Annotated in this window: 18 protein-coding genes; 12 read left to right on the forward strand and 6 right to left on the reverse strand. The window is 72.5% G+C overall.

Going from position 1 to position 19279, the window contains the following annotated elements:
- Positions 1-40 precede the first annotated feature (40 nt).
- From pyrH to rlmN, 4 genes are read left to right on the forward strand one after another with little or no spacing between them, the layout of a single operon-like run.
- Complete coding sequence (gene pyrH / locus WD794_05245; GenBank protein ID MEX2289716.1) at positions 41-802, forward strand: UMP kinase; 762 nt, start codon at positions 41-43, stop codon at positions 800-802.
- Between the two features lie 16 nt (positions 803-818).
- Positions 819-1376, forward strand: a complete 558-nt coding sequence (frr, locus tag WD794_05250) for a ribosome recycling factor (GenBank protein ID MEX2289717.1) — start codon at positions 819-821, stop codon at positions 1374-1376.
- On the forward strand, positions 1376-2254 hold the full coding sequence (locus WD794_05255) for a phosphatidate cytidylyltransferase (protein MEX2289718.1): 879 nt from the start codon (positions 1376-1378) through the stop codon (positions 2252-2254). The genes frr and WD794_05255 overlap by 1 nt, the downstream gene beginning before the upstream one ends.
- Positions 2255-2308: 54 nt before the next feature.
- Positions 2309-3388: a 23S rRNA (adenine(2503)-C(2))-methyltransferase RlmN gene (rlmN, locus tag WD794_05260; protein MEX2289719.1), complete on the forward strand. Its 1080-nt coding sequence runs from the start codon at positions 2309-2311 to the stop codon at positions 3386-3388.
- Between the two features lie 16 nt (positions 3389-3404).
- Here the strand turns inward: rlmN and WD794_05265 are convergent, their stop codons facing one another.
- On the reverse strand, positions 3405-4286 hold the full coding sequence (locus WD794_05265) for a hypothetical protein (GenBank protein MEX2289720.1): 882 nt from the start codon (positions 4284-4286) through the stop codon (positions 3405-3407).
- An 84-nt stretch (positions 4287-4370) separates the two neighbouring features.
- Positions 4371-4967 (reverse strand): hypothetical protein, encoded by a 597-nt coding sequence (locus tag WD794_05270; GenBank protein MEX2289721.1) that lies wholly within the window; start codon positions 4965-4967, stop codon positions 4371-4373.
- A gap of 71 nt (positions 4968-5038) precedes the next feature.
- Here WD794_05270 and dxr point away from each other — a divergent pair, with 71 nt between their 5' ends.
- The 5 genes from dxr to WD794_05295 all read left to right on the forward strand — a co-directional run bounded on the left by dxr (position 5039) and on the right by WD794_05295 (position 11453).
- On the forward strand, positions 5039-6241 hold the full coding sequence (dxr, locus tag WD794_05275) for a 1-deoxy-D-xylulose-5-phosphate reductoisomerase (GenBank protein MEX2289722.1): 1203 nt from the start codon (positions 5039-5041) through the stop codon (positions 6239-6241).
- Positions 6238-7638, forward strand: a complete 1401-nt coding sequence (locus tag WD794_05280) for a site-2 protease family protein (protein MEX2289723.1) — start codon at positions 6238-6240, stop codon at positions 7636-7638. Before dxr ends, WD794_05280 begins: the two co-directional genes overlap by 4 nt.
- A gap of 76 nt (positions 7639-7714) precedes the next feature.
- A complete protein-coding gene (gene ispG / locus WD794_05285) occupies positions 7715-8842 on the forward strand; it encodes a flavodoxin-dependent (E)-4-hydroxy-3-methylbut-2-enyl-diphosphate synthase (GenBank protein ID MEX2289724.1) in 1128 nt (375 codons plus the stop codon).
- A 121-nt stretch (positions 8843-8963) separates the two neighbouring features.
- Positions 8964-9809: a GNAT family N-acetyltransferase gene (locus WD794_05290; protein ID MEX2289725.1), complete on the forward strand. Its 846-nt coding sequence runs from the start codon at positions 8964-8966 to the stop codon at positions 9807-9809.
- A 105-nt stretch (positions 9810-9914) separates the two neighbouring features.
- Positions 9915-11453 (forward strand): aldehyde dehydrogenase family protein, encoded by a 1539-nt coding sequence (locus WD794_05295; GenBank protein MEX2289726.1) that lies wholly within the window; start codon positions 9915-9917, stop codon positions 11451-11453.
- Positions 11454-11537: 84 nt separating this feature from the next.
- Here WD794_05295 and WD794_05300 read toward each other — a convergent pair whose 3' ends face one another.
- The 4 genes from WD794_05300 to WD794_05315 are packed head-to-tail and all read right to left on the reverse strand — an operon-like array spanning position 11538 to position 15689.
- The gene (locus WD794_05300) at positions 11538-13169 is read right to left on the reverse strand and encodes a cytochrome bc complex cytochrome b subunit (GenBank protein ID MEX2289727.1); all 1632 of its coding nucleotides are present in this window, start codon (positions 13167-13169) and stop codon (positions 11538-11540) included.
- Positions 13166-14329, reverse strand: coding sequence for a Rieske 2Fe-2S domain-containing protein (locus tag WD794_05305; GenBank protein MEX2289728.1), 1164 nt, complete (start codon positions 14327-14329; stop codon positions 13166-13168). The genes WD794_05300 and WD794_05305 overlap by 4 nt, the downstream gene beginning before the upstream one ends.
- Complete coding sequence (locus tag WD794_05310; protein ID MEX2289729.1) at positions 14326-15117, reverse strand: cytochrome c; 792 nt, start codon at positions 15115-15117, stop codon at positions 14326-14328. The genes WD794_05305 and WD794_05310 overlap by 4 nt, the downstream gene beginning before the upstream one ends.
- A gap of 23 nt (positions 15118-15140) precedes the next feature.
- Complete coding sequence (locus WD794_05315) at positions 15141-15689, reverse strand: heme-copper oxidase subunit III (GenBank protein MEX2289730.1); 549 nt, start codon at positions 15687-15689, stop codon at positions 15141-15143.
- A gap of 146 nt (positions 15690-15835) precedes the next feature.
- Here WD794_05315 and WD794_05320 point away from each other — a divergent pair, with 146 nt between their 5' ends.
- Genes WD794_05320 through trpD form a run of 3 tightly spaced genes read left to right on the forward strand, consistent with a single transcriptional unit; the run spans position 15836 to position 18263 of the window.
- Entirely contained in the window at positions 15836-16768 is a 933-nt protein-coding gene (locus WD794_05320; GenBank protein ID MEX2289731.1) for a cytochrome c oxidase assembly protein, read from the forward strand.
- Complete coding sequence (locus WD794_05325; protein MEX2289732.1) at positions 16765-17220, forward strand: hypothetical protein; 456 nt, start codon at positions 16765-16767, stop codon at positions 17218-17220. Before WD794_05320 ends, WD794_05325 begins: the two co-directional genes overlap by 4 nt.
- 5 nt (positions 17221-17225) lie before the next feature.
- Complete coding sequence (gene trpD, locus WD794_05330) at positions 17226-18263, forward strand: anthranilate phosphoribosyltransferase (GenBank protein MEX2289733.1); 1038 nt, start codon at positions 17226-17228, stop codon at positions 18261-18263.
- Positions 18264-19279 lie beyond the last annotated feature (1016 nt).

Genomic DNA, 19279 nt, shown 5'->3' on the forward strand with positions numbered 1-19279 from the left:
GCCCGACCGTTCCGCCGTACGACGAGGAGGCCGCCACCCCGTGAGCAACGACAGGGAGCCGGCCTCCTCGCCCGCCGCAGGAGGTGAGCCGCGTCCGTACGACCGGGTGCTGCTGAAGCTGTCCGGCGAGGTGTTCGGCGGCGGGGCGGTCGGCCTCGACCTCGACGTCGTGTCCGACATCGCCCGGCAGATCCGCGACGTCGTGGCGGGTGGCGTCCAGGTCGCCATCGTCGTGGGCGGCGGCAACTTCTTCCGCGGCGCCGAGATCGCCCAGCGCGGGATGGACCGGGCCCGCGCCGACTACATGGGGATGCTCGGCACGGTCATGAACTGCCTGGCGCTGCAGGACCTGCTCGAGCAGGCCGGCGTCGACACCCGGGTGCAGACGGCCATCACGATGGGGCAGGTGGCCGAGCCCTACATCCCGCGCCGCGCGATGCGGCACCTCGACAAGGGCCGGGTCGTCATCTTCGGTGCCGGCGCCGGCATGCCGTTCTTCTCCACCGACACGGTCGCCGCGCAGCGGGCGCTCGAGATCGGCTGCCAGGCGCTGCTGATGGCCAAGTCCATCGACGGCGTCTACGACAGCGACCCCCGCAAGAACCCCCACGCGGTCAAGTTCGACGCGGTCAGCTACGCCGAGGTGCTCTCGCGGGGGCTGCAGGTCGCCGACGCGGCCGCCTTCAGCATCTGCATGGAGAACAACCTGCCGATCATCGTGTTCGCGTTGCAGGAGGACGGCAACATCGGCCGCGCGGTGCGCGGTGAGAAGATCGGCACCCTCGTGAGCAGCACCTCGTGAAGACCGGAGCAGCGTAGTGATCGACGACACCCTCCTCGACGCCGAGGAGAAGATGGAGAAGGCGGTCAGCGTCGCGAAGGAGGACTTCGGCGGCATCCGCACCGGTCGCGCGACACCGGCCATGTTCAACAAGATCGTCGTGGACTACTACGGCGCGATGACCCCCGTGAACCAGCTGTCCTCGCTGACGGTGCCCGAGCCGCGGATGGCGGTCATCAGCCCGTACGACAAGAACTCACTGGGGCTGATCGAGCGCGCGATCCGGGACTCCGACCTGGGGGTCAACCCCTCGAACGACGGCAACATCATCCGGATCGTCTTCCCGCAGCTCACCGAGGAGCGGCGCCGCGAGTTCATCAAGGTCGCGCGGCACAAGGCGGAGGAGGCCAGGATCTCCATCCGCAACATCCGCCGCAAGGCGATGGAGGAGCTGTCCCGCTTCGCCAAGGACGGCGAGGTCGGCGAGGACGAGGTCGCCCGCGCCGAGAAGGAGCTCGAGAAGACGACCGCGCAGTACGTCACCACCGTCGACGACCTGCTCAGGCACAAGGAAGCCGAGCTGCTCGAGGTCTGATGGAGATTCCCGCCGTCGACACCGCTCCCGCGCCACCGGAGGGCGTTCCCGGCAAGCGCGGGCAGGGACGCGCGGGCCGCAACCTGCCGGCCGCCATCGGCGTCGGGCTGCTGCTGGCCGCGCTGGTCGCCGCGCCGCTGTTCTCGCCCTACCGGTGGCTGTTCATCGGGGTGCTGGCTGCCGCCGTCGCGATCGGGACGTACGAAGTCGTCTCCTCGTTGCGCCGGCTGGGCGCCTTGCCGCCGATGCCACCGCTGCTCCTCGGCGGGACCGCCACGGTCGTGTTCGCCTACCGCGAGGGGCCGGAGGCGCTGTTCCTCGGCCTGGTCCTGACCGTCCTGGCGTGCCTCGCCTGGCGGATGGCCGATCCTGCGGAGGGCTTCCTGCGCGACGTGGCCGCGGCGACGTTCACGGCGGCCTACGTCCCGTTCCTGGCCGGTTTCGGTGCGCTGCTGGCGATCCCGGCGGACGGCGCACTGCGGGTGACCGCGTTCATCGCGGTGGTCGTCTGCAGCGACGTCGGCGGTTTCGTGGCGGGGGTGCTGTTCGGGCGGCACCCGATGGCGCCGTCGATCTCGCCGAAGAAGTCCTGGGAGGGCTTTGCCGGCTCGCTGCTGGCCTGCACGGCCGCCGGGGCGTACTTCTTCGACCGGCTGTTCGACGTCTCGCCGCTGCTCGGCGTCGTCTACGGCCTGGCCGTCGTGTCGATCGCGACGCTGGGTGATCTCGGCGAGTCGATGGTCAAGCGCGACATCGGCATCAAGGACATGGGCACGCTGCTGCCCGGCCACGGCGGCATCATGGACCGGCTGGACTCGCTGCTGCCGGCCGCGCCGGTCGCCTGGCTGCTGCTGGCCGCCTTCGTTCCCTACCCGTAGCCGCGGGCCACGGGCCGCGGGAAGGGTTCACGGCGCCCGGACGCTGACGTTCCTGTGACCGCTCTCCCCCTCGTCTTCGACGCGCCCAGGCGCGCCCTGCCGCCGCGCCACCTGGCCGACCTCGAGCCGGCCGGGCGGCGCGAGGCGGTCGTCGGGCTGGGCGAGCAGGCCTTTCGCGCAGAGCAACTGTCGCGGCACTACTTCGCCGGGCACCTGCCCGAGCAGATGACCGATCTCGGCGGCGCGGTCCGGGACCGGCTCGTCGCCGACCTGCTCCCACCGTTGCTCACCCCGGTGCGCGAGGTCGCGACCGACGGCGGCGACACCCAGAAGACGTTGTGGCGCGGTCATGACGGCACCCTGGTCGAGTCGGTGCTCATGCGCTACGCCGACCGCACCACCGTCTGCATCAGCAGCCAGGCCGGCTGCGGGATGGCCTGCCCGTTCTGCGCGACCGGCCAGGCCGGGCTGACCCGCAACCTGTCGACCGCGGAGATCGTCGAGCAGGTCGTCGCCGCACAGCGCACCGAGTCGGCCCGCGGCGGCCGGGTCAGCAACGTCGTCTTCATGGGCATGGGCGAGCCGCTGGCCAACTACGGCCGGGTCCTCGGCGCCGTGCGGCGCATCACCGAGGCCGCGCCGCACGGGGTGGGCATCGGCCAGCGCAGCGTTGTCGTCTCGACGGTCGGGCTGGTGCCGGCGATCCGCCGGCTGACGACGGAGGGTCTGCAGGTCACGCTCGCGCTGTCGCTGCACGCGCCGGACGACGAGCTGCGCGACACGCTGGTGCCGGTCAACACCCGCTGGCCGGTGCGCGAGGTGCTCGGCGCGGCGCTGGACCACACCCGCGCGACCGGGCGGCGGCTGTCGATCGAGTACGCCCTGATCCGCGACGTGAACGACCAGCCCTGGCGGGCGGACCTGCTGGCCCGGCTGCTGCGCCACAAGCTGGTGCACGTCAACCTCATCCCGCTCAACCCCACGCCGGGCAGCGAGTGGGACGCCAGCCCGAAGCAGGTCGAGCGGGAGTTCGTCCGGCGGCTGCGCGCGGCGGGCGTGAACGCGACCGTCCGGGACACCCGCGGCCGGGAGATCGCCGGCGCCTGCGGCCAGCTGTCCGCCGCGCAGGCATAGCCGGTACGCGGCGGGCTCAGGCGCCGAAGAACCGGTCGGCCAGGGCCGCGAGCGTGCCGGGCGGGACGTCGCCGGCCAGCTCGCTGCGGTTGGTGCCTGCGCCACGCGCCCACTGGGCGTAGACCTCGGCGAAGTCGCCCGCCGGTGTGGCGAAGTCGGTGCAGCTGCTGCAGCCGTACCACGGCGTGCTCAGCGGGATGCCGCGCGCGACCTGCCAGGCCTGCCGGGTGCCCTCGCTCATCCGGGTGGTGTCGTACGCGTGGCCGAGCTCGTGCGCGATCACGTGCCGCAGCAGCTCGTCGCTCTCGACGCCGCAGGGCCGGACGAAGATCTCGATGCGGCGCTGCTCGAGGTGGGTCAGCCCCAGATAGCCCGTGCGGGCGCCGGTGAACTCGATCCGGAAGCCGGTGCGGTCGGCCCCGGCCCGCAGCGAGGCGAGCGCGGCGCTGCCACGACGCTGCTCCCAGCCGGTGCCGGAACACAGGCCGGCGGTGGCCACGGCAGGCGCGGGGGCGGCTGCCGCAGGCGCATCGGCCCCTGGCGTTCCGGCCCGGTCGGGCCGCGCGACCCGGTCGGCCTGCCCGTCATCGGCGCCGTCATCGACGCCGCGGCCCGGACCGGCAGCCGGTCGCTCGGCGGGGGAGGCGGGGGAGGCAGCAGCAGAGGCGGTGGGGCCATCTGGGGCGGTGGGGCCATCTGGGGCGGTGGGGCCGGCTGGGGCGGAGGCCGCCGGCGGCGCAGCCAGCAGGACGTCCAGGGCCGCCTCCACGGGTGCGGGCAGCTGGTCATCGGCGGAGGTGGCCCTGACCTGCCCGGCGCCGAGCAGGGCCAGCACGGCGGCCAGCCCTGCGCCGGCGATCCAGCCGCGTCGGGCGGGGGCGCCGCGCTCGTGGGCCATGCAGGGCCTTCGACCGGAGTCCTCAGGCGCTGAAGTCATCCTGGCCGTTCCTGCCCGGCTCGTGCCTGTTCATGCCGCAGGACGTCACCCTCGGCCCGTCGTGGTCCGTGGATCGCGCCCGGTCCCGGTGACGTCCAGTCGGATCTCCGGCCGCACCGCGGCGGTGCGGCGCAGCAGCCCCGACGGCCCGTACGCCATGCGGATCCGCAGGGTTCCGGCCGTCACCGCTCCGGTACGGGTGGGGGTGACCAGCACCCGCAGCGTGCAGTCGCCCTCGCCCGGCGGCACCGGGTAGCCCGCGACGTCGTCGCCCTGACCGTCGGCCGGGTCGCCCCCGCCGCCCCCGTCGCCCGGATCTGCACCGTCGGCCGGGTCATCGACCGGAAAGCCGATCACCGGGGGGCCGGACGGCGGCCGGACCAGCCTGGTGACGCTGCCCTCGGCCTGCTCGACCTCGACCGACAGCACCTCGGCGGCGACCTGCGGTGACAGCACGCACACCAGGCCGTCGAAGGCGTAGGTCGTCCCGACGTAGCCCCGCTCCAGGCCGACGGCCGAGGAGGCCTCCGCCGACGGCCGGGCATTGAGCGCGAGGATCACGAGCACCCCCAGCCCGCCGACGGTGAGGATCGCGACGAGCGCAGGGGTACGCCGCACCCGTCCCCGTACGCCTCCCAGCACCCGGCCACTGTCCCGCATGCCCGGCCGCGGGCGGCCGGGCGGCCGGGCGGTCGACCTGGGAGACTGCAGGGGTGAGCCCTCGTGACGTCGTGCTGCTCGGTGCGACCGGCTCGGTCGGCACCCAGGCCCTCGAGGTCGTGCGGGCCAACCCCAGCCGGTTCCGCGTCGTCGGGCTGGCGGCCGGGGGTGACCGGGTCGACCTGCTCGCCGCGCAGGCGCTGGAGCTGGGCGTCGAGGTGGTCGGAGTCGCTCGGGCCACCGCCGCGCAGGACCTGCAGCTGGCCTTCTACGCCGCCGCCAGGTCGCGCGGCTTCAGTGCCGGCGAGTTCGCCGTACCCAAGATCCTGGCCGGACCGGACGCGGCCGCCGAGGTGGCCGCGTGGCCGTGCGACGTGGTCCTCAACGGCATGACCGGCTCGGTCGGGCTGGCGCCGACGCTGGCGGCGGTCCGGGCCGGCCGCACCCTCGCGCTGGCCAACAAGGAGTCGCTAGTCGCCGGGGGGCCGCTGCTGGCTCCGTACATGGACCAGATCGTGCCGGTCGACTCCGAGCACAGCGCACTGGCGCAGTGCCTGCGCGGTGGCCGGGCGCAGGAGGTGCGGCGGCTGGTGCTGACGGCCAGCGGCGGGCCGTTCCGGGGCCGCAGCCGCGCGCAGCTGGCCGAGGTGACGCCCGAGCAGGCCAGGGCCCACCCGACCTGGGACATGGGGCCGGTCATCACGATCAACTCCGCCACGCTGGTCAACAAGGGGCTCGAGGTGATCGAGGCGCACCTGCTGTTCGGCACGCCGTACTCCGCGATCGACGTGGTCGTCCACCCGCAGTCGCTGGTGCACTCGATGGTGGAGTTCGTCGACGGCTCGACGCTGGCGCAGGCCAGCCCGCCCGACATGCGGCTGCCGATCGGGCTGGCCCTGGGCTGGCCCGAGCGCCTGCCGAGGTCCTCGTACGGCCTGGACTGGACCGCCGCCACGACCTGGGAGTTCGAGCCGCTGGACACCGGCGCCTTCCCGGCCGTCGCCCTGTGCAAGGCGGCGGGGGAGCGGGGCGGGACCGCACCGGCGGTGCTCAATGCGGCCAACGAGGTCTGCGTCGCTGCCTTCGTCGCCGGCCGGCTGCCGTTCCTGGGGATCGTGGACACGGTGGCCGCCGTCGTGTCGGAGAGCCCGGCCGGGGAACGCCCGAGCCTGGCCGAGGTGTTGGAGTCAGAGCGGTGGGCGCGCGAGCGGGCCCACCAGCTGGTCGCGGACACGACGAGAAGGCAGGGCGGATGACCAACCTGGTGGCGAGCAGGCCCACGACGGGCGGCGGGGCCGCCCCCCCGCAGCCGGTCTCCAGGCGGGTGCTCGGCGCGGTCGGCCTGGTCCTGCTGGCCGGCTTCGCCGTCGCGGTGGCCCGTGGCAACGGCGTCTACGTGCTCGGCTTCGTCGGCTTCGTGATCGCGCTGCTGGTGTCGGTGTCGCTGCACGAGGGCGGCCACTTCTGGACGGCCCGCCGCTACGGCATGAAGGCCACCCAGTACTTCGTCGGCTTCGGGCCGACCCTCTGGTCGCGGCAGCGTGGCGAGACCGAGTGGGGCGTCAAGGCCATCCCGGCCGGTGGCTTCGTCAAGATCGTCGGGATGACCTCGCTCGAGGAGATCGACCCGGCCGACGAGGAGCGCGCCTTCTACCGGCAGCCGGCCCGCCAGCGGGCGGTCGTGCTCGCCGCCGGCTCCACCGTGCACTTCCTTCTCGCGATCGTGCTCGTCGTGCTCAGCTCGCTGTTCATCGGCAAGGCGGTCGAGCTCCCGCCCGGCGTGGCGAGCGTGTCGCAGTGCGTGCCGGCGACCTACTACTCGACCTGCGAGGACCCCGGCGCGCTGCCGGCCCCCGCGCAGGCGGCGGGCCTGCAGGAGCGCGACGTCGTCGTGGCCGTCGGAGGGGAGCCGGTCGAGGACTCGCTGTCCTTCCTGCGGGCGATCCGTGCCTCGCCCGGCCGGCCGCTCGAGCTCACCGTCGAGCGGGACGGCGAGCGGCGCGAGCTGACGATGACGCCGGCATCCGTAGAGCGTCCGGTGCTGGGCGCCGAACCGATCCTCGGTGCGGACGGCGAGCCGGCCCGCGACGAGAACGACCAGCCCGTCTTCCCGATGGAGACGGTCGGCGCGATCGGCATGGGCATCGAGTTCCGCCAGGCCACCGAGCGGCTCGGCCCGGTCGAGGCGCTCGGCCACAGCGTCGACACGATGGACCAGATCGTCACCGGCATCTGGGTCACCTTCAGCGAGAAGCTCGACACCATCGCGCAGGTCTACGGTCCGGACCGCGACCCGCAGGGCCTCGTCGGCCTCGTCGGGGCCGGCCGGATCAGCGGCGAGGTGCTGGCCAGCGACGAGACCTTCGCCTTCAAGGCGCTCGGCTTCTTCCTGCTGATCGCCGGGCTGAACCTCTTCGTCGGCGTGTTCAACCTACTGCCGCTGCTGCCGCTGGACGGTGGCCACCTGGCGGTGCTGTTCTTCGAGCAGGCCCGCGACAGGATCCGGCGGATGAGGGGCTACACCGGGCCGCTGCGCCGGGTCGACCTGACCAAGCTGCTGCCGGTGACGTACGCCGTGGTGATCTTCTTCGCCGGCTTCACCCTCTGGCTGCTCGGCGCCGACATCGTCAACCCGATCCGCCTCAACCCCTGAGGACACCGTGCCCCTCCCCATCACGCCCGTGCCCGTCGGCCCCCTCCCCGTCAGCCCCGTGCCCGTCTCCCTGGGCATGCCCGAGCTCCCGCCGGCGCGGCTGGCCGAGCGCCGCCCCACCCGGCAGCTCGACGTCGGTGGGGTGCTGGTCGGCGGCGGCGCGCCGATCAGCGTGCAGTCGATGACCACCACCGTGACCGCGGACGTCAACGCGACGCTGCAGCAGATCGCCGCGCTGACCGCGACCGGCTGCCAGATCGTCCGGGTGGCCGTGCCCGACCCGGTCGACGCCGAGGCGCTGCCCCGGGTGGTCAAGCAGTCGCAGATCCCGGTCATCGCCGACATCCACTTCCAGAGCAAGTACATCTTCGCGGCGATCGACGCCGGCTGCGCGGCCGTACGCGTCAATCCCGGCAACATCCGCGAATTCGACGGCAAGGTCGGCGAGGTCGCGCGGGCGGCGCGGGAGTCGGGGACACCCATCCGGATCGGGGTCAACGCCGGGTCGCTCGACAAGCGCATCCTCGCCAAGCACGGCAAGGCCACCCCGGAGGCGCTGGTGGAGTCGGCGCTGTGGGAGTGCTCGCTGTTCGAGGAGCACGACTTCCGGGACATCAAGATCTCGGTCAAGCACAACGACCCGGTCGTGATGGTGCAGGCCTACCGGCTGCTGTCGCAGCAGTGCGACTACCCGCTGCACCTCGGTGTCACCGAGGCCGGGCCGGCCTTCCAGGGCACGATCAAGTCGGCGGTGGCCTTCGGGGCGCTGCTGTCCGAGGGGATCGGCGACACCATCCGCGTCTCGCTGTCGGCGCCGCCGGTCGAGGAGGTCAAGGTCGGCCTGGCGATCCTCGAGTCGCTCAACCTGCGTCAGCGCGGCCTGGAGATCGTCTCCTGCCCCTCCTGCGGCCGGGCGCAGGTCGATGTCTACACGCTGGCCGAGCAGGTGACGGCCGGCCTCGACGGGCTCACCGTCCCGCTGCGGGTCGCCGTCATGGGCTGCGTCGTCAACGGCCCCGGCGAGGCGCGTGAGGCCGACCTCGGCGTCGCCTCCGGCAACGGCAAGGGGCAGATCTTCGTCAAGGGCGAGGTCATCAAGACCGTCCCCGAGTCGCAGATCGTGGAGACGCTGATCGAGGAGGCCCTGCGGCTGGCCGAGGCCTACGACGGCCCCAGCGGCGCCCCGGCGGTCGCCACCAGCTGACCCCGCCCCCCCCACCCACCCACCCCCACCCCCTTGCGTCCTGCGCTGAGGCCACCCGCACGCGCAGGTTGATAGGACGTACGCGGGGGTCGGTCTACGCTCGGAGCGTGCGAGGGTGGCCGTGCTGAGGACCTCCTCGGCCTGCCGTGTCCTGGACGGCAGGGACCTCGACGAGGTCCTCGCGCTGCTCGCCCGCGACCCGGTCGCCGACGTCTTCGTCGCCTCCCGGATCCAGCAGGCCGGGCTGTCGGAATCCCGGCTCGGCGCGCAGCTGTGGGGCTTCGGCGAGCGGGGCCGGCTCGAGGCGCTCTGCTACTCCGGGGCCAACCTTGTGCCGGTGCAGGCCGGCCCGGACGCCGTGCGTGCCTTCGCCGACCGGGCCCGCCGCCAGGGCCGCCGCTGCTCCTCGCTGGTCGGCGCCGCCGCGTCGGTGCTGCCGCTGTGGCGGCTGCTCGAGCCGTCCTGGGGGCCTGCCCGCGAGATCCGGGCGACGCAGCCGCTGTTGGCCCTGGACGGCCCGCCGGCGGTACGTCCGGACCCGGCGGTGCGCCAGGTCCGCCCGGATGAGCTCGACGTGCTGCTCCCGGCCTGCGTGGCGATGTTCACCGAGGAGATCGGTGTGTCGCCGACCCTCGGCGACGGCGGGTCGCTCTACCGGGCGCGGGTGCAGGAGCTCATCGCCCAGGGGCGGGCCTTCGCGCGCATCGAGGGCGGCGCGGTGCTGTTCAAGGCCGAGGTCGGCGCCGCCACCGCCGCCGTCTGCCAGGTACAGGGCGTGTGGGTGCCCCCGGCGCTGCGCGGTCGCGGACTGTCCGAGGGCGGCACCGCCGCGGTGGCGGAGCTGGCCCGCAGCCGGATCGCCCCGGTCGTGAGCCTCTACGTCAACGACTTCAACCTGCCCGCCCGACGGTCGTACGCGCGGGTGGGCTTCCAGGAGGTGGGCACTTTCGCGAGCGTGCTGTTCTGAGGAGCCGCGTCCCAGAGCGTGGGACGGGGAATGTCATCGTGGACCCGCGCAGGTCATGCTGCAGTCACGCCGTACGAGGACACGCCGTACGAGAAGAGGGAGATCGTGACGCTTTCGCTCAAGCCCGGTACCAGCTGGGACGAGGTGTACGCCCTGGCGCGCACCGCTGCGCCGGAGGCCTTCGACGCCGACCGGATCCTCAACCTGTCCGGCGGGGAGTGGAAGCGCACCGGCGAGCCCGGCACGCACGTCACCCCCGTCGACGGCAGCACGATCCAGGGTCCGCCGCGGATCTCGCACGACGAGGCGGTGCACGCCGTGCAGCAGGCTGCGGGTGAGCACAAGGCCTGGGCCGAGGTCGATCTCGACGAGCGCAAGAGCCGGGTGGCCGCCGCCGTCGCCGAGATGCGCCGGCACCGCGAGACCCTGGCGTTGCTGCTGGTCTGGGAGATCGGCAAGCCGTGGAAGCTCGCCTGTGACGACGTCGACCGCGCCCTGGACGGCGTCGACTGGTACCTCGGCCAGATCGAGCGCCAGCTCGCCGGCCGCTCGCCGCTGCCGGGCCCGGTCAGCAACATCGCCTCGTGGAACTACCCGATGTCGGTGCAGGTGCACGCCGAGCTGGTGCAGTGCCTGGCCGGCAACGGCGTGGTCGCCAAGACGCCCTCGCAGGGCGGCTTCCACACCCTCACGCTCGCGCACGCCTTCATGAAGCGCGCCGGCCTGCCGGTCACCCTGCTGTCCGGCGTCGGCGCGGCCCTCGGTGACGCGCTGATCAGTTCGCCGGAGATCGGCGCGCTGGCCTTCGTCGGTGGCCGGGCCAACGGCCGCAAGGCCGCCACGACCCTGGCCGACACCGGCAAGCGGCACCTGCTCGAGCAGGAGGGCCTGAACGTCTGGGGTGTCTGGGACTTCTCCGACTGGGACAGCCTGGCGACGCACCTGAAGAAGGGCTTCGACTACGCCAAGCAGCGCTGCACCGCCTACCCGCGGTACGCCGTGCAGCGCGAGCTGCTCCCGCAGTTCCTCGAGATGTACCTGCCGGTGGTCAGGAGCCTGTCCTTCGGCCACCCGCTGGCCGTCGAGGGGCCGAACGACGACTTCCCGGTCCTCAACTTCGGCCCGGTCATCCACGCCACCAAGGCCGCCGAGCTGCGCGAGCACTTCGACACCGCCGTCGCCGGCAAGGGCATCCCGCTCTACCGCGGCACCCTCGAGCAGGGTCGCTTCCTCGACGGTCAGGACACCAGCGCGTACGTCGCGCCTGCCTGCGTGCTGGAGCCGCCGCCGTCCTGGGCGTTGCGGCACGCCGAGCCGTTCGGACCGCTCGACTCGATCGTGCTGGTCGACAGCCACGCCGAGCTGCTCGCCGCGATGAACGCCTCCAACGGCTGCCTGGTGGGCTCGGTCGCGACCGACGACGCCGACTTCGGTGCGCGCATCGCCGAGGAGCTGCAGGCCTTCAAGGTCGGCATCAACAAGCCGCGCTCGCGGGGTGACCGCGAGGAGGTGTTCGGCGGCAAGGGCGCGTCCTGGAAGGGCGCGTTCGTCGGCGGTGACCTGCTCGTGCAGGCGGTGACGGAGGGGGAGGGGCAGGTCTACGGCAACTTCCCGGCCTACTCGCTCTACCCCGAGAAGGTCTGACGCCGCGACCGCCGCGGCTTCCCCGCATCGGCCGCCGCCGGCTGCCGGCTGCCGACGGCCACCCGCCGCCAGCCCGCCGGCGGGCTACTCCGGCTCGGCGGCCCTGCTGCCGGTCTCGACCATGGCGGACTCGGGGCGCGGCAGCGAGGTCTGTGCCGGGTCGTCGCTGCGGCGCTTGGCGCGGAAGAAGCCCTTGACCTTCTCGGGCTCGTTCTCGTGCAGCTCCACCGCGCCGTAGCCGGGGCCGTGCGGGTCGGTGTGCTCCCCGATGGCGGCCTGGTCCGGCTCGACCCGGTTCAGTGCGAGCCGGTACGGCACCGGCAGCGGCACCGTCTCCTCGACGAACTCGCCGGAGGGCAGCCGCCGGATCGTCCCGGACTCGATGCCGTGGTGCAGCAGCTCCTCGTCGCTGTGCTGCAGCGCCAGACACCAGCGCTTGGTGATCACGTAGACGAGCGGCGGCAGCAGGATCAGCGAGGCCCGCAGCGCGTACGTCATGTGGTTGAGGTTGATCTGGAAGACCGAGGCGATCACGTCGTTGCCACCGGCGATCAACAGGATGATGTAGAAGGTGAGCGACATCGTGCCGATGGCCGTGCGGGTCGGGACGTCGCGCGGCCGGTCGAGCAGGTTGTGGTAGGCGCGGTCGCCGGTGAAGCGGGCCTCGAGCCACGGGTAGAAGAACATCGCGGTGAAGATCGCGCCCGGCATGATGATGGTCGGGAGGAGCACGTTCCACGAGAGCGTGTAGCCGAACGCCACCGTCTCCCAGTTGGGCATCAGCCGGGTCGAGCCGTCCAGGAAGCCGATGTACCAGTCGGGCTGTGAGCCGGCGGTGACCTGCGAGGCGTCGTAGGGGCCGTAGAGCCACACCGGGTTGATCTGCAGGAGCCCCCCCATCACGGCCAGGACGGCGAAGACGAGGAAGAAGAACCCGCCGGCCTTCGCGGCGTAGGCCGGATACAGGCGCGAGCCCACCACGTTGTCCTCGGTGCGACCCGGTCCGGCGAACTGGGTGTGCTTCTGGTACCAGATCATCATCAGGTGGAAGGTGATCAGGCCCAGGAGCAGCAGCGGGACGATGAAGACGTGCGCGATGTAGAGCCGGTCCAGCAACTCGGTGCCGGGGTACTCGCCACCGAACACCAGGAAGGCCAGCCAGGTACCGATGACCGGGATCGACAGCGCGATGCCGTAGGCGATGCGGGCGCCGGTGCCGGACAGCAGGTCGTCCGGCAGCGAGTAGCCGGCGAAGCCCTCCACGATGCCCATCAGCAGCAGGCCGACACCGATCACCCAGTTGAGCTCACGCGGCTTGCGGAACGCGCCGGTGAAGAAGACGCGCATCAGGTGCACCGCGATCGAGGCGAGGAACAGCAGCGCCGCCCAGTGGTGGATCTGGCGGATGACCAGCCCCCCGCGCACGTCGAAGCTGATCTCCAGCGTCGAGGCGTACGCCTCGCTCATGGTGACGCCCTGGAGCGGGATGTAGCTGCCGTCGTACACGACCTCGCTGAGCGAGGGGGTGTAGAAGAACGCCAGATAGGTGCCGGTCAGCAGCAGGATGACGAAGGTGTAGAGCGCGATCTCGCCCAGCATGAACGACCAGTGGTCCGGAAAGACCTTGTTGACGCTGCGGCGCACGAAGTTCGAGGAGCCGAGCCGGTCATCGATCCCGCGGGCCAGTCGATCGGTCCGCTTCTGCTCGTGGCTCATCCGCGCTCCCAGTAGCTCGGTCCGATGGGCTCGGCGAAGTCGCCCTCTGCCACGAAATATCCGTCCTCGTCGACCGAGATGGCCAGCTGGGGCAGCGCCCGGGCGGCCGGTCCGAAGATCACCTTCGCGCCGTGCGCCGCGTCGAACGTCGACTGGTGGCACGGGCAGAACAGGTTGTGCGTCTGCTGCTCGTAGAGCTTCACCGGGCAGCCCAGGTGGGTGCAGATGCTCGAGTAGACGACATGGCCGCTGTAGGCCCACGTCTCCGCCTGCCCGGTGAGCTCGAGCTCCTCCGGCCGCATCCGGATGAGCAGCGCGGGGGAGTCGGCCAGCTTGGTGCCGTGATCGACGTCGGGGAAGACACTCTCGACGGCGCCGATGACCAGGTCACCGAGCTTGACCGGTGTGCCGTTCTGGCGGATGAGGCGCACGCCCTGCTTCCAGCCGGTCGTGGCGAGCACCCGCTCCTTGTGCTGGTACGGGCCCATGCTGAACAGCAGCGGGACGGGCAGCAGCGCCAGCGCGCCACCGCCGAGCGCGAGCGAGCCGAGCAGCAGGGGACGGCGGGCGATGTTGGCCTGCCCGAGACCGGCCTTCAGGGCCTCGGCGGCCGCCGCGCGCTCCTCCGGCGCCGAGCCGAACGGGTGGCGTTCCTGGACCGCCTCCTCGTCCGGCATGAGCAGCTTGGCCCAGAGCACGGCGCCCGCGCCGATGCCGAACAGCGCCAGCCCCATGAAGCTGCCGAGCAGTCGGGTGTAGTAGAAGTTGCCGGGCTCGTCGTAGCGCCACTCGCCGAGGACGTAGGTGGCCAGGAACCCGACGACACCGACCACCGACAGCAGGAACAGCGCGGAGACCTTGCGCTCGGCGGAGCGGGCCTCGGCCGGGGTGAGGTCGCGGTGCCCGGCGGGCGTCGCGACCGGCTGCGGGCCGTGGCCGGCGCTGCGCTGCTCCTCGTCGCCGACGGCGGCGTGCATCGCGGCGCGGCTGTCGGTCTGCTGGAAGTCACTCTCGTGCACGCCGGAGTCGCGGTTGTCGCCGCCCCTGTTGGCCTGATCGGTCGGGCGCGCGGCCAGCCGCTCACGGATCGAGCCGGCGGCCTCGGCGGAGGTCTGGGTGGTCGGCGGTGAGGGCTGCTGGCCCCCGGTGTTCTCGGTCATGCGCGGGCACCGATCCAGAGCGTGAGGACAATGAGGGCGGTGATGCCGACGATCCAGGAGACCAGGCCCTCGGTGAGCGGGCCATAGCGGCCCAGGCTGGCGCCGCCGGGGTTCTCGGCCTCCTGCGTGATGTAGCGGACGAAGCGGGTGATGGCCCGCTTCTCCTCCGGCGTGAGCTGGTTGTCGCCGTAGCGCGGCATGCTCTCCGGTCCGGACTGCATCGCCGTGTAGATCACGCGGGGGCTGGCCGACTTCAGCTCCGGGGCGTACTTGCCGAAGGTCAGCGCCCCGCCGGAGCCGGCGAAGTTGTGGCAGCTCGCGCAGTTGGTGCGGAACAGCGAGCCACCCAGCTGCAGGTCGCCGTCGGTCAGGTCTCCGCGGGGCACGGTCGGTCCGCCGCCGTTGGCCTGGATGTAGGCCGCGATCTGGTCGATCTGCTCGAGGTCGTACTTCGGCGTCTTGCGCGGCGCCTGCTGCAGCCCGGCGTTGAGCGGCATCCGGCCGCTCTCCATCTGGAAGATGACCGACGAGGCGCCCACCCCGATCAGCGACGGCCCGCCGGCGCCGCCCTCGAGGTTGAGCCCGTGGCAGGTCGAGCAGCCGGTGAGGTAGAGTTCGCGTCCCTCCGCGGCCGCCGTCGACTGGTTCCGCGGAGTGACCTGCGCCTCGCTGGAGGGCGCGCCGAAGGCGGTGTAGAGGGTGCCGACCAGGCTCAGCGCGAGCAGGACGACGGCGTAGCCGCTGACCGGGCTCCGGCGCCGGGCCCGCGCGGTGGAGGAGGTTGTCACGGGTGTCCGATTCTGTGCGGTCGTCACTGGATGATGTAGATCGCGGCGAACAGGCCGATCCACACGACGTCGACGAAGTGCCAGTAGTACGAGACGACGATCGCGCTGGTGGCCTTCTCCGGGGAGAACCGGCCGACCGTCGAGCGCATGAGCACGATCACGAAGGCGAACAGGCCGCCGATCACGTGCAGACCGTGGAAGCCGGTCGTCAGGTAGAACACCGAGCCGTACGGCGCGGAGGCGATGGTCAGGTGCTCGTGGGTGACCAGCTCGCGGTACTCGTTGAGCTGGCCCAGCACGAAGGCCAGCCCCATGACCAGGGTGATCGCGAACCACTTGCGCAGGCCGTAGACGTCGCCGCGCTCGGCCGCGAACACACCGAACTGACAGGTGACCGACGACGCCACCAGGATCACCGTGAAGACGAGGGCGTAGGGGACGTTGAGGACCTCGGTGGCCTCCGCCCACACCTCGGCGCCCTGCACCGAGCGGATCGTGAAGTACATCGCGAACAGCGCCGCGAAGAACATCAGCTCGGAGGACAGCCACACGATCGTGCCGACGCTGACCATGTTCGGGCGCGTCAGGGATCCGTGAGCCGGCAGCTTCTCGAGGGCGGGTGCAGCAGTCACGCGAACATGATGGCAGGCCCCGGCGTACCTCTCCACGCGGGGCCGTCCGCCACGCCGGGGCGGTCGGCCGGACCTAAGCTGCAGCGGTGGCCGGCGTCCTCGCGTACTCCTCGACGGCGGTGCTGGCGCACCGCGACGGCCTGCCGGCCTTCACCCCGGGCGTCCTGCTGACCCAGGCCCGTCCCGAGGTCCTGCCGCTGCTGCTCGTCCTGCTCCCGGCCGCCGGCTACCTCTACGGCGTGCACCGGCTGCGCGCCCGCGGCGACGCCTGGCCGGTCGCCCGTACGCTGGCCTTCCTCGTCGGTGGGCTGGGCACCGTCGCGCTGGCCACGCTGTCCGGCCTGGCGGCGTACGACGTGAGCCTGTTCGGCGTCCACATGGTCCAGCACATGCTGCTGTCGATGGTCGCGACCGTCTTCCTGGCCCTCGGCGCGCCGATCACCCTGGCCCTGCGCACCCTGCCCCGGCGCCCGCGAGGGGCGGTCCTGGCGGTCCTGCACTCGCGCGTCGCGCGGCTCGTCGGCTTCCCGCTGATCCCCTGGATGCTCTACGTCGCCAGCCCGTTCGCGCTCTACTTCTCCGGCTGGTACGAAGCCACGCTGGACAGCCGGGTGCTGCACGAGTTGCTGCACCTGCACTTCCTGGCCGTGGGGGCGCTGTTCTTCTGGCCGCTGCTCGGCATCGACCCTGTCCCCGGCCGGGGCGCCCACCCGTTCCGGCTGCTGCTGGTCGGGACGACGCTGCCCTTCCACGCCTTCCTCGGCGTGGCGATCATGAGCGTCGAGCCCGACGGGCGGGGGCTGCTCTCGCCCGACCACTACCTGGCGCTGCACACGCTGGACGAGGCGGTCTTCCAGCAGCAGCTCGGTGGCGGGCTGCTGTGGGCGTCCGGCGACATCATCGGCCTGCTGTTCCTCGCCGTGCTCGTCACCCAGTGGATGCGGGCCAGTGAACGCGAGGCGCAGCGTGAGGACCGCCGGCTCGACCGGCTCGACACGCCCGTACGATCACCGCCATGAGCGACCCGGCCACTCCCGCCTCGCCGAGCCCGTCCGCAAGCAGCCACAGCGTCGTCGTCTACAGCGACGACCCGGCGGTGCGCGACCAGATCCGGGGCGCGGTGGGGCGGCGACCGGCCGCCGACCTCGGCCGGGTGGAGTGGGTCGAGTGCACGACCGGCGAGCAGGTGGTCGCAGCGGTCGACGCCGGCGGGGTGGATGCCGTCGTGCTCGACGGGGAGGCCTGGCCGACCGGCGGCATGGGGCTGGCCAAGCAGATGAAGGACGAGCTGGCGGACTGCCCGCCGGTCCTGGTCCTGATCGCCCGCCGTGACGACCGGTGGCTGGCCACCTGGTCGCAGGCCGACGCGGTGGTCCCGCACCCGATCGACGCGCCGGAGCTGACGGACGCGCTGGCCGAGCTGCTGCGCCGGCGCGTGGCCGGCCTGCCGGTGCGCCGCGCCGTCCACTGACACCGGTGGCAGCCCCCGGTTGGCCGGCGCTGCTGGCCTCCCTGCTCCGTGGCCAGGACCTGACCGCCGCCGACACCGGCTGGGCGATGGGTGAGGTGATGGCCGGTGAGGCCACCCCTGCGCAGGTCGCCGGTTTCGTCGTCGCGCTGCGGGCCAAGGGGGAGACGCCCGAGGAGGTCGCCGGGCTGGTCGAGGTGATGCTGGCCGAGGCGGCGCCGGTGACCGTCCCCGGCCGCGTCGTCGACACCTGCGGGACCGGCGGGGACCGCTCCAACACCGTCAACCTGTCCACGATGGCCGCGCTGGTGGTGGCCGGTGCGGGGGTGCCGGTCGTCAAGCACGGCAACCGCGCCGCCTCCTCGGCCTGCGGGTCGGCCGACCTGCTCGAGCAGCTCGGGGTGGTGGTCGACCTCCCGCCCGCCGCGATCGGACCGTGTCTGGCCTCAGCCGGCATCGCGTTCTGCTTCGCGCCGGTGTTCCACCCCGGGATGCGGCACGCTGCCGTGGCCCGCCGCGACCTCGGGGTGCCGACGGTGTTCAACGTGCTGGGCCCGTTGACCAACCCGGCCCGCCCGGCTGCGCAGGCGGTGGGCGTGTCCGACCCGCGGCTGGCCCCGGTGATGGCGGACGTGCTCGCCCGTCGCGGCGCCGACGCGCTGGTCTTCCGCGGCGACGACGGCCTGGACGAGCTGACCACCACGGGGCCGTCCACCGTCTGGGTGGTGTCGGGCGGGGCGGTACGCCGCGAGTCGTTCGACCCGGCCGACCTCGGCGTCGCCCGGGCGACGCTGGAGCAGCTGCGTGGAGCGGGCCCGGCCCACAACGCCGGCGTGTCCCGGGACCTGCTGGCCGGCGCCCGCGGACCGGTGCGCGACGCCGTGCTGCTCAACGCCGCGGCCGCGCTGGCCGCACACGCCGGCGGCGACGGCCCGCTGGTGCCCCGCCTGGAGGACGGCTGGGACCGCGCCGCGCAGGCGCTGGACGGCGGTGCCGCCCGCGACCTGCTCGAGCGCTGGGTGTCGGTCAGCCTCTCGCTGCGCTGACCCGGCGTGGGGGCGGCGTGGGGGCGCCGGTTCGGTTGCTCACTGCCGGTGCCGAGTGGCCAGAACAGCCAGGGCACCTACGCAGCAGTCGTCCTGAAGCCAGCGAGCGTCACCGATGCTGTGATCAACGCCGTTCTCACGCACATTTCCGGCGTACCAGAAGTGAGCAACCCCGGCGTTGATCACAGCCGGCGGCGGCCGAGCCGGGACGCGCGATACTGCCGGCTCTGTGACGACGCCGCAGCCACCTCACGCGCTGGGTGCAGTAGGAGCATCACCTATGAGGCCCGGCCACGACAGTTCTCGGTGCCAGCAGCGCCCGCTTGTGCGGGCCGCTGGCACCAAGATGGCCCGGCCCGGCCCGGCCCGGCGCCGCCCCGGTGCCCGACGTTCTCGGTGCCAGCACCGCCTGCTTCGAGCACAGGCGTGGCACCGAGATGGATCGAGCAGCCCGGCGAGCAGCCCGGCGAGCAGCCCGGCGGCCGCACCGCACGGCCTCTACCGGCGGCTCTCGGACGTGGCAGCACGTCGGGCGATCGGGCAGCCGCTACCGGCGCGTGTGCCGTGCCGTGCCGGGCCTGGGCCGACAGGAGACCAAGATCTTCGGAACATCCACAGGGCCAGGGTCCTGTGGATGTTCCGATGATCTTGCTCAGGTTTGGCGGCACCCTGCCTGACATCCACGACCGGCGGCACCCCGCCACCGGCGAGAAGCGGCGACAGGCCGCGGCGCCCTCGCCGCTGACCTCAGCAACGCATCGCAGCCGGCTGTCGCAGTGGCAGCCGGGCGGGAGCTGATCGCGGCCCGAGCGAGCAGAACCGATGCTCCGCCCTTCGGCCAGTGGTCCAGAACCGCTGCACCGTCCGGGCAGCTGATCAGCCCGCCATGAGGTGTGTTGCGTCATGACGTTGTTGTCATGACCGGACCCGGCGGACCCCGAGCGGCTGGCGCGCGGCCCCGACCCCCTGCTGGTCGACGAGTGGCAGCGGCTGCCGACGTCCTGGGGCATGGTGCG

This window comes from Mycobacteriales bacterium (assembly GCA_040902655.1).
Classification (GTDB): Bacteria; Actinomycetota; Actinomycetes; order Mycobacteriales; family SCTD01; genus SCTD01.

Bases quoted from the DNA above. Each gene is read 5' to 3' on its own strand.
- WD794_05265 (MEX2289720.1), bottom strand. From the start codon at position 4,286: ATGGCCCACGAGCGCGGCGCCCCCGCCCGACGCGGCTGGATCGCCGGC.
- WD794_05255 (MEX2289718.1), top strand. From the start codon at position 1,376: ATGGAGATTCCCGCCGTCGACACCGCTCCCGCGCCACCGGAGGGCGTT.
- WD794_05315 (MEX2289730.1), bottom strand. From the start codon at position 15,689: ATGGTCAGCGTCGGCACGATCGTGTGGCTGTCCTCCGAGCTGATGTTC.
- WD794_05300 (MEX2289727.1), bottom strand. From the start codon at position 13,169: ATGAGCCACGAGCAGAAGCGGACCGATCGACTGGCCCGCGGGATCGAT.
- WD794_05305 (MEX2289728.1), bottom strand. From the start codon at position 14,329: ATGACCGAGAACACCGGGGGCCAGCAGCCCTCACCGCCGACCACCCAG.
- ispG (MEX2289724.1), top strand. From the start codon at position 7,715: ATGCCCGAGCTCCCGCCGGCGCGGCTGGCCGAGCGCCGCCCCACCCGG.
- WD794_05325 (MEX2289732.1), top strand. From the start codon at position 16,765: ATGAGCGACCCGGCCACTCCCGCCTCGCCGAGCCCGTCCGCAAGCAGC.
- WD794_05280 (MEX2289723.1), top strand. From the start codon at position 6,238: ATGACCAACCTGGTGGCGAGCAGGCCCACGACGGGCGGCGGGGCCGCC.